The sequence below is a fragment of the Streptoalloteichus hindustanus genome, from assembly GCF_900129375.1.
GTDB lineage: Bacteria > Actinomycetota > Actinomycetes > Mycobacteriales > Pseudonocardiaceae > Streptoalloteichus > Streptoalloteichus hindustanus.
In genome coordinates this window covers 337402-350302 of sequence record NZ_FQVN01000007.1, presented here as the reverse complement: position 1 = coordinate 350302, position 12901 = coordinate 337402, and the positions used below count along the sequence as shown (strand labels likewise).

At 68.1% G+C, this 12901-nt stretch carries 12 protein-coding genes and 1 tRNA gene; 9 read left to right on the top strand and 4 right to left on the bottom strand.

The genetic code is table 11. From position 1 onward, the window contains the following. Together BUE43_RS35330 and BUE43_RS35325 are read left to right on the top strand one after the other, a co-directional pair. Positions 1–906, top strand: a 906-nt coding sequence (locus BUE43_RS35330; RefSeq protein ID WP_234995866.1) for an AbfB domain-containing protein, incomplete at its 5' end; no start/stop codon positions are given. Continuing rightward, on the top strand, positions 849–1478 hold the full coding sequence (locus BUE43_RS35325) for an LGFP repeat-containing protein (RefSeq protein WP_073486780.1): 630 nt from the start codon (positions 849–851) through the stop codon (positions 1476–1478). The genes BUE43_RS35330 and BUE43_RS35325, both read left to right, overlap by 58 nt. Positions 1479–1721: 243 nt before the next feature. Here BUE43_RS35325 and BUE43_RS23200 read toward each other — a convergent pair whose 3' ends face one another. Continuing rightward, on the bottom strand, positions 1722–2690 hold the full coding sequence (locus BUE43_RS23200; protein WP_234995865.1) for a PLP-dependent cysteine synthase family protein: 969 nt from the start codon (positions 2688–2690) through the stop codon (positions 1722–1724). Positions 2691–2700: 10 nt separating this feature from the next. Here BUE43_RS23200 and BUE43_RS23195 point away from each other — a divergent pair, with 10 nt between their 5' ends. Continuing rightward, on the top strand, positions 2701–3354 hold the full coding sequence (locus tag BUE43_RS23195; RefSeq protein WP_073486778.1) for a winged helix-turn-helix transcriptional regulator: 654 nt from the start codon (positions 2701–2703) through the stop codon (positions 3352–3354). Between the two features lie 82 nt (positions 3355–3436). Here the strand turns inward: BUE43_RS23195 and BUE43_RS23190 are convergent, their stop codons facing one another. Beyond that, positions 3437–5548, bottom strand: a complete 2112-nt coding sequence (locus BUE43_RS23190) for an insecticidal delta-endotoxin Cry8Ea1 family protein (protein ID WP_159447780.1) — start codon at positions 5546–5548, stop codon at positions 3437–3439. Positions 5549–6138: 590 nt separating this feature from the next. Between BUE43_RS23190 and BUE43_RS23185 the strand changes: the two genes are divergently transcribed. Then, positions 6139–6732 (top strand): hypothetical protein, encoded by a 594-nt coding sequence (locus BUE43_RS23185; RefSeq protein WP_143174331.1) that lies wholly within the window; start codon positions 6139–6141, stop codon positions 6730–6732. Between the two features lie 421 nt (positions 6733–7153). Here BUE43_RS23185 and BUE43_RS23180 read toward each other — a convergent pair. Continuing rightward, positions 7154–7237: transfer RNA gene (locus BUE43_RS23180), tRNA-Leu, on the bottom strand. Between the two features lie 105 nt (positions 7238–7342). On the opposite strand from BUE43_RS23180, the gene BUE43_RS23175 reads away from it, so the two are divergent. Together BUE43_RS23175 and BUE43_RS23170 are read left to right on the top strand one after the other, a co-directional pair. Beyond that, the gene (locus tag BUE43_RS23175; protein WP_234995864.1) at positions 7343–8695 is read left to right on the top strand and encodes a M20/M25/M40 family metallo-hydrolase; all 1353 of its coding nucleotides are present in this window, start codon (positions 7343–7345) and stop codon (positions 8693–8695) included. Between the two features lie 19 nt (positions 8696–8714). Beyond that, a complete protein-coding gene (locus BUE43_RS23170) occupies positions 8715–9491 on the top strand; it encodes an SDR family oxidoreductase (protein ID WP_073486772.1) in 777 nt (258 codons plus the stop codon). Between the two features lie 519 nt (positions 9492–10010). Here the strand turns inward: BUE43_RS23170 and BUE43_RS23165 are convergent. Continuing rightward, positions 10011–11582: an SMI1/KNR4 family protein gene (locus tag BUE43_RS23165; protein ID WP_159447779.1), complete on the bottom strand. Its 1572-nt coding sequence runs from the start codon at positions 11580–11582 to the stop codon at positions 10011–10013. Between the two features lie 224 nt (positions 11583–11806). Here BUE43_RS23165 and BUE43_RS23160 point away from each other — a divergent pair, with 224 nt between their 5' ends. Genes BUE43_RS23160 through BUE43_RS23150 form a run of 3 tightly spaced genes read left to right on the top strand, consistent with a single transcriptional unit; the run spans position 11807 to position 12814 of the window. Further along, positions 11807–12133: a PadR family transcriptional regulator gene (locus tag BUE43_RS23160; RefSeq protein ID WP_073486768.1), complete on the top strand. Its 327-nt coding sequence runs from the start codon at positions 11807–11809 to the stop codon at positions 12131–12133. Continuing rightward, entirely contained in the window at positions 12130–12486 is a 357-nt protein-coding gene (locus BUE43_RS23155) for a DUF1048 domain-containing protein (protein WP_073486766.1), read from the top strand. The genes BUE43_RS23160 and BUE43_RS23155 overlap by 4 nt, the downstream gene beginning before the upstream one ends. Before the next feature lies 1 nt (position 12487). Continuing rightward, on the top strand, positions 12488–12814 hold the full coding sequence (locus BUE43_RS23150; RefSeq protein ID WP_073486764.1) for a DUF1048 domain-containing protein: 327 nt from the start codon (positions 12488–12490) through the stop codon (positions 12812–12814). Positions 12815–12901 lie beyond the last annotated feature (87 nt).

Sequence of the window (12901 nt, the reverse complement as noted above, 5' to 3'; positions counted from 1 at the left end):
GACAAGGCCAACGAGCTGCGCAAGCAGGAGGAGGCGGACAAGCGCCGTCTGCTGGAGATCCAGACCAAGGCGGAGAAGAGCCTGGTCCACCCCGACCTGGTCAACGCCGCCAAGGCCGCACTGGCCGCCGGCCCGGACGCTGTCGCCCGCTTCCTGCGCGTGGGGCAGTACGAGGCCGTGGTCCAGTCGCTGCAGGCCGACACCCGCGGCGTCCGGGGATGGCACATCCGGCACACGACCCTCGGGCCCGCCCGGATCACCCGCGGCGAGGAGCTGCCGGGGCCCAACGTCGGCGCGGACGCCACCTGGCGCGTCGTGCCCGGCCTCGCGGACAGCGAGTGCCACTCCTTCGAGGCGGCTGGTCGGCCCGGCGTGTTCCTGCGGCAGGAGAACCTCCGCGTCCACGTGGCGCAGAGCGACGGCAGCGAGCAGTTCCGCCGGGACGGCACCTGGTGCGCCCACCCCGGTCTGCAGGGCGGCGGCGCCTCCCTGGAGTCCTTCAGCGCCCGCGGCCGGTTCCTGCGCCACATCAACGAGGAACTGTGGGTGGCCAACAAGAGCGGCGAACACTGGTTCGACAACCCGAACCTGTTCGAGTCCGACGCCTCCTGGCGGGTGCACGCGCCGAACCCCGTGGTCACGGCCATCTCCCTGCGGTGGCTCAACGACGATCCGCTCCGGGAGCGAATCGGCAACCCGGTGGACGAGGAGACCGCGGACGGTGGCGTGCGGTGGCGGAACTACCAGCAGGCCCGCCTCTACTGGACCAGGGAGACCGGGGCCCAGGAGATCAGGGGGGGATCCGGGAGAGGTACGACGCGCTGGGCGCCCACAAGCCCGGTCTCGGAGTGCCGACCACGGACGAGATCACGACCCCGGACGGCATCGGCCGGTTCAACCACCTGAACCGGGCTGACGGAGCATCCATCTACTGGCACCCGGAGACCGGCGCCCACGCGATCCACGGTGGTATCCGGGAGAAGTGGGGTTCGCTCGGGTGGGAACGAGGTGTCGGCTATCCCACGACCGACGAGATCGCCACCGCCGACGGAGTGGGCCGCTTCAACCACTTCGACCGCGGTCCGCTCGGCCCGGCCTCGATCTACCACACGCCGAAACTCGGGGCTCACCTCATCTACGGGGGCATCCGCAACAGGTTCATGGCGCTGGGCGCCGAACGGGTCGTCGGCTATCCCACGACCGACGAGATCGCCACCGCCGACGGGGTGGGCCGCTTCAACCACTTCGACGGAGGCTCGCTGGGCCCGGCCTCGATCTACTACACGCCCAGCACGGATGCAAGGCTGGTCTTCGGGGCGATCCGGTCGAAGTGGGCCGAGATGGGCTGGGAGCACTCCTACCTCGGCTACCCGGTGAGTGAGGAGAGCGAGGTCAACTCCCTGGCCACCCAGGAGTTCCAGGGCGGCTGGATCGAGCACGAACGCCGCACCAACAGAACCGAAGCCCGTCGCAAGTAGACGACGAACGGTCCTTGGTGGGAACAGGTCGGTCGTCACGGGACCTCGTTCCGTGACGACCGCCCGCTCCCTCAGGCCAGCCCGAATGTCCACAGTAGACCTGAGCCGGAATCACACGCGGCAGCACGTGTTCTGCTGTGTACGACGACGGCATGACGCAGGTTCTCGGTGTGGGCGCGGGTGATTCGGGACAGGGTGCGGGCGCCGTCCCGCACGTGTTCGTCCTAGCTGTCTGTGTGGAGTTCACCCACGTCGGTACACAGTGGTGCTCAGATACTTCAGGCCCGAATCCACCAGTATCGTCGCGATCCTGGCCGTCGGTCCGAGGCGCTGGCCGACCTGGATCGCGGCGAGCACGTTCGCGCCCGATGACGTGCCGGCGAAGAGGCCCTCCTCGCGGGCCAGGCGCCTGGCCATGTCCTCGGCGTCGGCGGTGGCGATCGGGACGATCTCGTCCGGCAGGTCCGGGTCCCACATCGGTGGGACGTAACCGATCCCGATGCCCTCGATGCGGTGTGCGCCCGGCCGGCCGCCGGACAGCACGGCGGACTCCGCCGGTTCGACCGCGACCACGCGTAGCGCGGGATTGTGGCGCTTGAGCGGGGTCGTGGCGCCGCGCAGTGAGGCCGTCGTGCCGATCGACTGGACGAACACGTCGACCCGTCCCCCGGTCTGCGTCCAGATCTCCTCGCCCATGGGGTGGTAGCCGGCGATGCTGTCGGTGTTGGTGAGCTGGTCGGTCCAGTAGGTGAGCGGTTGCCGGCTGAGCTGCTCGGCCTTCTCGATCATGGCGAGGACCAACGCCCTGGTGATCATCCCCTGGTCGCTCGGGATGACCGTGAGCTCCGCGCCGAGGGCCGCCATCTGGACCAGCTTGTCCTCGCTGAACGCGTCCGAGGTGACGATCCGCAGGCGATACCGCTTCGCCGCGCAGACGAGCGCCAGGGATGCGCCGGTGCTGCCGCCGGTGTACTCGACGACCGTGTCGCCGGGCCGCAGCCGTCCGTCGTTCTCGGCTCTGGCGATCATCGCCCGCGCCATCCGGTCCTTCATGCTGCCGGTCGGGTTCTGCCCCTCGACCTTGACGAAGATCTCCGCGCATCCCGCGGGCACGACCCTGTTCAGCCGCACCAGCGATGTGTTCCCGATTGCCGCCGTCACGTCCATCATGGGTACGACCATCGACTGGACGTGGCCGGGTTGGTAGTTCAACCTTTGAACCATGACGGGGTACGGGCAGTTCTGCGCGGTAGCGCGTGCTCTGGACGTGTTGGGCGAGCGCTGGGCGTTGCTGGTCGTGCGGGAGTTGCTGCTCGGCGCGTCCACCTTCACCGAGATCCGCCGGGGCCTGCCGCGCATCCCACGGGCGACGCTGTCCGCGCGGTTGCGGGCACTGCGCGCCGCCGGCATCGTCGACGACTCCTACCGGCTGACCGAAGCTGGCGTCGCCCTGGCTCCGGTGGTGCGGGAACTGGCCCGATGGGCGGTGGCCGCGGAGAGTGCCGCGTTGACCGAGGACGACCTGGACACCGCGGCCCTGACCTGGGACATGCAGCGGCGGATCAACGTCGATGCCCTGCCGGAACAGACCGTCGTGGTGGCCGTCGACTTCACCGACCGGGACGAGAAGTACTGGCTGCACCTGTCGCGGACTGGCGTGAACCTGTGCCGCCAGGACACCGGAGCACCCGTCGACATCTGGCTGGCGGCCCCGACCATGGCGGTGACCAGGTGGTGGCTAGGTGAACAATCCTGGGCACAGCTGTTGCGTCATCCAGACGTACACGTGCATGGCGACCTGGCCCTGCAACGCCAGATGCACCGCTGGTTCGCGCGTTACGTGTTCTCCCCGGAAGCCTTGGGAACGCCTTCCTGAACGTCGATTCGAGCGGCGCCTTCTGTGTCCCCGACTGGGACTTGCTGAGATCACTTCATGGCTGGTTGGCCTTGGGCTGGCCCTATCGCATCTCGACGTTCGGGTGGGGCTGGGACTGGGGCCGCGCGCACCCTGTCCGCAGGGCGGCTCCGAAGCCGTCGAGTGTGCAGTGGTCAGGTTTGACCAGGATGTCCTGCATGCCGCGGGAAACGTCTCGCGGCATGCCGGAGAGGACGAAGGTGACGGTCTCGCCGGGATCAAGGCCTTGCTCGCCCCTGACCGTGACGCAGAGGCCGCGCTTGCCCGCGGTGACACTGGCGAGGGATGTGCCGCCGCTGTCCTGGCCGCTGATCGTGAGGTCGGGACCGATGGTGTCGGGCAGCGTGAAGGACAGGTTCCAGTGTGGAGCGACCCGCTGGCCGGCCGTGAGGGTGACTGTCGCCGTGAACGAGTTCGCCTCCCGCTCCGTCGAGGTCGCTTCGAAGGTCACCACCGGGTCGTCGTCGGTGAAGGAGCCGTACTCGCAAACTCCCGCCTCGCTCAGGAGCCACTGCTGCCGGCTGGTCTCGTCGAGGTGGTCGCGCAGCAGCAGCGGTGTTCCGTCCTCGGCGTCCTCGGGTTTCGCGACGTACCAGTCGCGATCCTCCAGCGAGGTGACCAAGAGGAGACTGCCATCGTCCGTCTCGTCCAGCCTCCACGCGGTGGGGTACGCGCTTTGGACCAGGCGCGGCGGGGTGGCGTTGTTCTCGACACCGAGAAAAGTCCCGCTCCAGCGGTTGCGGAGAACCAGGAGCCCACCCGCGTCGTCCTCCACGACCCACTGATGGCTGACACCCGGCAGCGGGTGGCTCCACTGGGTGAGCTGTTGCCCCAGTTCGGCGCGCAACCCACCCAGATCGATCGCCATTCCGTCGTCCCTGGACAGGATCGCGTAGGCCCGCCCGGGAACCGCCTTCCTCGTCGGCGCCTTCCATTTCGAAGGTCGAAACCCGACGACGCAGGTCTTCGCGCCTTTCGTCCAATAATGCTCTCCCTGTTCGAGGTACACCCCTGAGACGTCCCACCCCTTGATGCCGAAGTAGTCCCACTTGGCCTTGCCGAGTTCGTCGACCCGCTTGCCGCCCACTATGGACGGCCCATCGGCGGTCTTGACTTCGAGACGACCGACGTAGCCGTCACTGCGCCGGTCCTCCGTGTCGTACCCAACAACGATGCTCTTGAACGGATGGTCCTCCGTGACTTTGAGATTACTTTTCACGTCCTTGCTCTCCAGGCCCCAGCAGTGGGTCACGTCGGTAAATTCGTCGCAGGCCCGCCGAAGGCCGGTGTTGTAGTTTCTGTCCGGCGCCTTGTTCCATTCCAGGGTCAACGCGGTCAGGCGCTTGTTCGGACACTCACGAGGAGCGTACTGATCCTTGCCCAGGCCCGAGACATGGCCGTGCGGGCCGCGCCACACCTCACGCTTGCGTTCGACCGTCAGCTTGTCCGGATACCGGTTGAGATCCAGGTAGGGCCAGATGTCCCACGCGAACTGCGTCGCGTAGACCGTCATCGTCCGCTCATAGTCCATGATCTCCCAGTGGGACTTCTTTCCCCACCTGGCTTTTCTCCCCTCCTCGTACTTGTCCTTCACCCACTTGATGTAGTTCTGATCCCCGCCGCCGGTTCCGATCGTGTCTCTCATCTCATCTTTGACCTGCTGGATCTCCGTCTTGTCCAGCCCCCACTTCGCGCCATGGAGAAACGCGTCACGCAGGAGCGAGATGTGCACGTCGACAAACCGCGCGAGCAGCGGCAGAAGCGGAACCTGGAACCGGGTGAACTGAAACTGCGATCGTGAACCCCGCACCTGCGTGATCACGGCCGTCCAGTTGCGCCTGATCGCCTCGTAGTTGTCCGGGCTCTTCTTCACGACCTCCGTGTACCCCTTGAAGACGGTGTGGAGGTCGTTGAGTTTTCCCCGCACGACCTCCACGTGGTAGCCCTCGATCTTCTCGTCGATCAACTTCTCCACCCGACCGCAGATCTCGTCCCACACGTCGACGTTCCCCCGCGGCCAGAGCAGGTCCCGGAGAAATCCCGCCAACATGCCGGCTGCCGTCCCGTACGGTGCGATCCTCCCGATGACCGCGATCAGGACGTCCGAGCCCATGCGAATGATTTCTTCGGTGTCGATCTCCAGCGCGGAAGGCACTCGAACCAGGCCACTCCCCGCCTGCCCCGAATCGGGTGGGGCCGCCTGCCGGATCTCCTCGGCGCTCTGCTCGGGAGTCACTACCTCGACCGGTGGGGCACCAGAGCGGACGTCGTCATGCGCTCGTCGTTCATCCATTCCTCTTACCGCCTATCGAGATCAGATCGCCCTCGTCAGGCCGACAAATCCCACCCAGCCTCCTCCCCGACCTCACCTTCCGCCACCGCTACCAGCCGCACCGGTGACCCCCACAAGGACAACCAACAGATCGCGAATCCCACCGGCGTTCCGGACATAGAAGTTCAGCCACCGCATCTCTTCCGGGCCTGCGTCCCCCGCGGTCTTCGCCAACATCCAGCTGTTGATGTCCGCGGGCTAGCCGACTCTACCCACAGTCGAACAGAAGCCAAACCAGGCTTCCGGCACGGAAAACCCTTGAGGAGCTTTCCGCGCCGATGGCTTGATGAGAAGGAGCTGACGGACAAGGGCATGTTCTATGATGAGGCTCATGACGAGGCGCTGAAGACACCCCCACCGGACAGGAACTAGAGCCCCGAGATCATCAGCCAAATATCCGAGCACTTCATTAAATGGTGAAGAAAACAGTGGAACTCGCCCCCGAAGTAATCACTATCGACACTGGCGGCGGCCGACTCGCGGCCATCTCCGAGGATGACGTGTCCGCACGCTACCCACGTGCTGGCACCCTCCACGCGGTCAGCTCCTCCGGCGACGACAGGCCGGTCGTTCTTCACACCGCTCGGGCACTCGTCGAGGTTCAGCTCCACGCCGGTGGTATGGCGCCTCGCGCGCTTGTCGGCGGGCAGTTCGTCGCCGCCGAAAGCGGCGAAACCCAGTTCGACGTCGCGCTGGCGTCATCGAGCGCGGAGCCGACCGCCTGCAACAGTCATCTCTGGCGGGAACCGTTTCTGGCAGGTCTGACCGAGGAGTTCGCGCCCGCCCTTCTGGAGGGGCTGCGGATCGGGTCAGAAAAACTCGGCCTTCCCGCCGGAGTGCTCCAGGTCGACCGGGCCGGGCATGACGTAGTCAATTCTTCTGCTCACGTGTTTCGCCTCGCGGGACAGATGTTGCGCTGTGTGCTCGCGACGAAGTTGCACGGCGGCGACGTTCCTGAGGAGGCTGGCCGACTGTTGCGCTCACGAAGACGTGCGGGGTGGTCGTAGATCCGCACGGCGACACCGTGGACCACGCCTGGACGTTGGTCAGCAACGCACGAGCCACGCTCGCCGCCCTGCCACCAGAAACCGGGCGGCCAGCCCACACAGCCCTCACGCTGCCCGAACCTGTCACCGCGACCCGGCACTGAGATTGATCTTGCCGTGAGGCCCTGCGGGCGACGCCAACACCGCAACCTGAGCTGTCTCCGCCGGTTCAGGCTGACCGCCGCACCGAGACCGGGATGGATGACCAGCACCCCGTGGACGGCGTGGGCTTCCAGCCTGGTGCCCAGCCCAGGGGACCGCGGCATTGGTGAGCCGCTCATCACCCAACCGCCTCCGAAGCATCACGGAGGGGGTTGGGTGCGACCGAAAGGTGTTCAAGTGCCCCTGAGTACGCAAATGATGCGTCGGTGCGTGGTTTCTGTGTCCGAGGGGGGACTTGAACCCCCACCCCCTATACGGGGACTAGCACCTCAAGCTAGCGCGTCTGCCATTCCGCCACTCGGACGCCGCGCGTGCCTGTCGGCCCGCGCGCCCAGCAAGAATAGCTGATCGTTCTCAAGCCGCCCAAATCGGGTCCCCAGGGGCCGGCGGCCGGTGGTAGGAAGGCGTGGTGAGCACGCACAACGAGCCCCGCGAGGTTCCCGCCCCGGCTGGACTGGCCCTGGCCGAGGACGAGGTTGTCACCCTTGCGAGTGACCTGATCCGGATCGACACCACCAACACCGGCGAAGCGGACACCGTGGTGGGTGAGCGGGCCGCGGCGGAGTACGTCGCGGAGAAACTCGCCGAGGTCGGGTACGACACGACGTACGTGGAGTCGGGGGCCAAGGGCAGGGGCAACGTGTTCGCCCGGCTGCCGGGTGCGGACCCGAGCCGGGGCGCGCTGCTGGTGCACGGCCACCTCGACGTCGTGCCGGCGGACGCCTCGGAGTGGTCGGTCCACCCGTTCTCGGGCGCGGTGCAGGACGGTTACGTGTGGGGCCGCGGCGCGGTCGACATGAAGGACATGGTGGCGATGACGCTGGCGACGGCGCGTCGCCTGAAGCGGGACGGCATCACCCCGCCCCGCGACATCGTCTTCGCGTTCCTGGCCGACGAGGAGGCCGGCGGCCTGGTGGGCTCGCAGTGGCTGGTGGACAACCAGCCGGAGCTGTTCGAGGGGTGCACCGAGGCGATCGGCGAGGTCGGTGGCTTCTCGGTGACGGTCCGTGACGGGGTCCGGGCCTACCTGGTGGAGACGGCCGAGAAGGGCATCGCGTGGCTGCGGCTGCGCGTGCGGGGCCGCGCCGGCCACGGCTCGATGCTGCACGAGGACAACGCGGTCACGAAGCTGACCGAGGCCGTGGCCAGGCTGGGCCGCCACCGCTTCCCGCTGGTGCTGACCGACTCGGTGCGGGAGTTCCTCGCGGCCATCACCGAGCTGACCGGGCTGGAGTTCCCCGAGGACGACCTCGACGGCGCCGTCGCCAAGCTCGGCGGGCTCGCCCGCATCATCGGCGCGACGCTGCGCGACACGGCGAACCCGACGATGCTGACCGGCGGCTACAAGGCCAACGTCATCCCGTCGGTCGCCGAGGCCGTGGTGGACTGCCGCGTGCTGCCGGGCCGGCAGGAGGCGTTCGAGCGCGAGCTGGACGAGATCCTGGGGCCGGACGTGGAGCGCGAGTGGGTGGCCAACCTGCCCGCCGTGGAGACCACGTTCGACGGCGCGCTGGTGGACACCATGCACGCCTCGATCCTGGCCGAGGACCCGGCCGCCAAGCTGGTCCCGTACATGCTCTCGGGCGGCACGGACGCGAAGGCGTTCGACCGGCTGGGCATCCGCTGCTTCGGCTTCGCCCCGTTGCAGCTGCCGCCGGACCTGGACTTCTCGGCGTTGTTCCACGGTGTGGACGAGCGGGTGCCGGTGGACGCGCTGAAGTTCGGCACCCGGGTGTTGGACCGGTTCATGCGCAACTGCTGACACCGAAAGGGGCGAGGTGATGGGCGAGCTGTCCGGGAAGGCGGCCTTAGTCACCGGCGGTGGGTCGGGGATCGGGGCCGCGTCGGCGCGGCGGCTCGCCCGGCTCGGCGCCCGCGTCGCGGTCCTCGACCTCGACGAGGGCGCCGCGCGGGCCGTGGCCGACGAGGTGGCGGGCCTGGCGCTGGTCGGGGACGTGACCGAGCCGTCGACGCTGCCCGACGCCGTCGCCAGGGTCGAGGCCGAGTTCGGGCGGCTCGACGTGGCGCACCTGAACGCCGGGATCGGCGGGCGCCAGCCGGGGGTGGACGCTTCCCTGGACGTGGCCGCCTACCGGCGGTTGGTCGGGGTGAACGTCGACCACGTCGTCTACGGGACGTGCGCCGCCGTTCCCGCGCTCAGGCGCGGGGGCGGCGGCACCATCGTGGTGACCGCGTCGCTCGCCGGTCTCGGGCCGATGCCGGCCGATCCCCTCTACACGCTGACGAAACACGCGGTCGTGGGGTACGTGCGGGCGGCTGGTGCGGCGCTCGCGGGCGAGGGCATCCGCCTGTGCGCTCTGTGCCCGGGGTTCGCGGACACACCCCTGCTCGGCGCGGCCCGGGCGCGGCTCACCGACGCGGGCTTCCCGTTGTTGACGCCCGAGCGGGTCGCCGACGCGGTGGAGGCAATGTTGCGCGAGGCCGAGCCCGGATCGGCGTGGATCGTCCAGGACGGTCGGGACCCGGCGCCCTACCGGTTCCGGGGGCTGCCGGGACCGGCAGGCGGTCAGCGGCCACCCGACGTCGAGTTGGGCTGAGCGCCTCCACTTCGCGCCCCGCTCCGCGCTGCGGCCGCACGACGTCGATTCGGGCAGGTGTGGTGACACCAGGCGGGGCCGGACTCGCCCGGAGCGCATCCGCACTAGCACGGTGATCGGCGGGGCGGCCAGCACATGAGCCAGACAGGGGTTGTCGTAGCTGGCGTCGGCCACCAGCAGGATGCGCGGGTCTTCGGGCGGGCAGTGCCCTGCGGTGGTCAGTCGGTACACCGCACCGCACACATGCCGGGCGGTCAGCGACGCGGCGTTGTCGCCAGGCCGCAGCAGGACCGCGTCCAGCGCCGCGGTCCACGACCTGTGTCCAGTTCGGGACTTCCTGTCCTGCTCCCGGTACCGAGCGACGTCGCGAACACCAGGCGCGCGCCGTGCCCGACTGTGGGTCGACACCAGGGGAAACGGCGCCTTCCCCGTTCTCGTTCCTGATCCGTGAGACCCCTGCTGGGGAGCGGTACCCCCGGCCAGGCCGGGGACGAGTGCGAACAGGACAGTGGGCAGGCGTCACATGACTACGGAGTCCAACCTGCCCGTGAACTCCGCGAAACGCACCGGCGCGTCGCGGAGTCGCCGTCGGAACTTCACGACATCCGACAGCACCACGTGGCCGGTGATGGACAGCGCGGCCAGATGGGGAAGCCGTGTGTCACGCGCGAGCAACTGGTGGAGCTGTGCGGCGTCGAGGGTGAGCATCCGCAGCGAGCGCAGCTCACCGAGCCGTTCGATCTCGGGAACGTCCAGGCCCGCGAGTGACAACCGGGTCAGCCGTGGCAGCGTGGCCAGCACCGACAGGTCGACAGGGTGGCCGACGCCCGCGAGCGTGAGATCCCACAGCACCGGGTGTCCCGCGAGCGCGGAGAGATCGACGTTCGACGCCGTGATGCTGAGGGACTCCAGTGCGGCGAGCTCGGACACCGCGGCCCGGACCGAACCCGCGCGATGGACGGCCAGCCGCCGCAACGAAACCAGCGGGGCCAACCCACCCAGGTCGATGGCGCCCTCGTTGGACAGCCCGGCACTCTGGATCAACGCGGGCTCGTCGAGTTCCGCGACCGCGGCCCGCACGTCCAGCTCCGGGACGTCGGGGAAGGAGTGGAAACGGTTCGGGGTCCTGTCGCGGTGGAAGTCGACATCAGCGCGCAGTCGTGGATCGCCCTCGTCGAACTTGTAGCGGTCCTCCCGCAGGGCGTTCACCACGGCGCTCAGCATCTCGGTGACCGATCCGGCGACGTAGCGCGGCGGCTCGTCGACGTTGCGCCCGTACTCCAGAACCTGACCGCTCCGGCCAGCGGGGCCGGGGTCGAGATCGACCACGATCGCTTCGCCGTCGCCGTTGTCGCCGAAGGTGACCCACCAGTCGTTGCGCGACACCCGCTTCACCCGACCCGGCGGGAAGGCCTCGAGAACCACATCCTCCTCGTCGAGGGGGCAGTCCTGCTCCGGTTCGGCGCTGGCTCCTGGCAGTCCGTCCCAGTACTGCTCGACCAGATCCTCCAGGGAACCGTGGGAGTAGCGCCCCAACAGGCCGCTTTCGGCGGCGTCGCGCCCGACCAGGCGGAACAACGCGCGCAGGTCCTCCGGTAACCGTGCCCTGATCCGGGACTCGGCCTCGGCGATCTCCTCCTCGGTGCGGCCCGGCTCCCACCTCGGGGCGTGCCCCGTGATCCTCGTGTGGTGCTGGGCGAACTCCTCGACCAGCGCGCTGACCCCGGCCAGGACGGCCGGATCGGTGGGCAGCCCGGTCGGGTCGGCCGCCGCGGGGCGCGGCATACCCGGCAGGGGATGGCCTGGATACCGGAAGTCCGGGTCGAAGACGAGCCGGGCCGGGAACAGCGTGTCGATGTCGGGACTGGTGGCGACCCGGTAGCTCCCGTCAGCACGCAGCCGAACCTCGTACGCCGCTCGGGGAGCGTTGTCGGGAAAGACGCCGTACATGTGGTCGAGGATGGACCCGGAGCTCGATCCCTCGGGCCCGTCCGTCCACGAGTCCAACGAGTGCCAGCTACCGGTGACCGCCACCTGGGCGACGGCTTCTGACCATCCCTCTCCCGCCCACGTCCGGAGTCGTTCCGCCATTTTCCGTCCTACAGCTTCAAGATCCACATCTGGACCGTAGTGAGGCCCGCCGACATTCTTCGTCGATCGCCCCTGCCGCAGCACCCGGTCCCGGTGTCTTGGCGAGTTGAGAAGTGCGGGCGGCGACATGCTCGAGGCCCGGCTCGCTGGCGTGGTGCGGTACTCGGTGTTACTGTGTAGTGGTACTCGGTAGTACTTAGTAGTGGGGGTTGACGGGGGCGACGGTGGAAGATCTGACGGAGATGCTGAAGGGCACGCTTGAGGGTTGCGTGCTGGAGATCATCGGTAGCGAGGAGACCTACGGGTACGCCATCACGCGTCGGCTGAACGAACTCGGGTTCGTCGACGTCATCGAGGGGACCGTCTACGCCATCCTGCTGCGGTTGGAGAAGAACGGGCTCGTCCAGGTGACGAAACGACCTTCCGGGATGGGGCCGCCGCGCAAGTTCTACGCGCTCAACGACGCGGGGCGTGAGGAGCTCGCGACGTTCTGGGCGAAGTGGGAGTACGTCTCGTCGCGGATCGACAAGCTCAGGGAGGGCGGGAAATGAGCTTCTGGAACACCATCACCGGTAGTGATATCACCAGGGAGTGGAAGGCGCTCGAAGTCCGAGCCGAGGCGCTGCCGGCCGAATTCCGGGCGGCGTGGGAGCAGATCAAGGTTCACCTGTCGCCCTACTCGGGATTCACGGGGCGCAACCTGGTGCCGATCCTCGACGGCGCCCTGGGGCTGCTCGAAGAGACCTCGGCGGACGGGCAGAGCGTCGACGACGTGCTGGGTGACGACATTAAGGGCTTCTGCGCGGCGCTGGCCGGCGAAGAAGGGGCTCGGAGCTACCGCGACCGGTGGCGCGAGCAGTTGAACAGGAACGTCGCGCGGAAACTGCGCCAGTTGGGGGGCTGACGTGGGCATTCGGGACATCATCGAGGGAAAGAAGCAGTGGCGGGCACACGTGGCGCGGGTCAAGGCGCTTCCGCCGGACTACCAGATCGTCTACAAGGAGATCCAGAGGTACGTCTTCAAGGTCGGGCCGATCGACCCGCCTGAGGGGACCCTGCTCTCGGGGATCGTCGATTTCTTCGAGGAGGGAGCGGCGGCCGGCAAGGGAGTCCTGGAACTCGTCGGCAACGACGTCGCCGCCTTCTGCGACGACCTGGTCAAGGACACGCGAACCTACGCGGACATCTGTCAGGGGTCCGTCGGCGGGAAATCCGGCACTGCCGAGAAGTAACACCGAGCCATTTCATCAGGGCTCCACGGTCGCCCGCGTATCAGCACGCGACGACATCACTCGACGAGCGGCTGCGTCTGGTCCGCA

Bases quoted from the DNA above. Each gene is read 5' to 3' on its own strand.
- BUE43_RS23165 (WP_159447779.1), bottom strand. From the start codon at position 11,582: ATGGCGGAACGACTCCGGACGTGGGCGGGAGAGGGATGGTCAGAAGCC.
- BUE43_RS23170 (WP_073486772.1), top strand. From the start codon at position 8,715: ATGGGCGAGCTGTCCGGGAAGGCGGCCTTAGTCACCGGCGGTGGGTCG.
- BUE43_RS23195 (WP_073486778.1), top strand. From the start codon at position 2,701: ATGACGGGGTACGGGCAGTTCTGCGCGGTAGCGCGTGCTCTGGACGTG.
- BUE43_RS23185 (WP_143174331.1), top strand. From the start codon at position 6,139: ATGGTGAAGAAAACAGTGGAACTCGCCCCCGAAGTAATCACTATCGAC.
- BUE43_RS23155 (WP_073486766.1), top strand. From the start codon at position 12,130: ATGAGCTTCTGGAACACCATCACCGGTAGTGATATCACCAGGGAGTGG.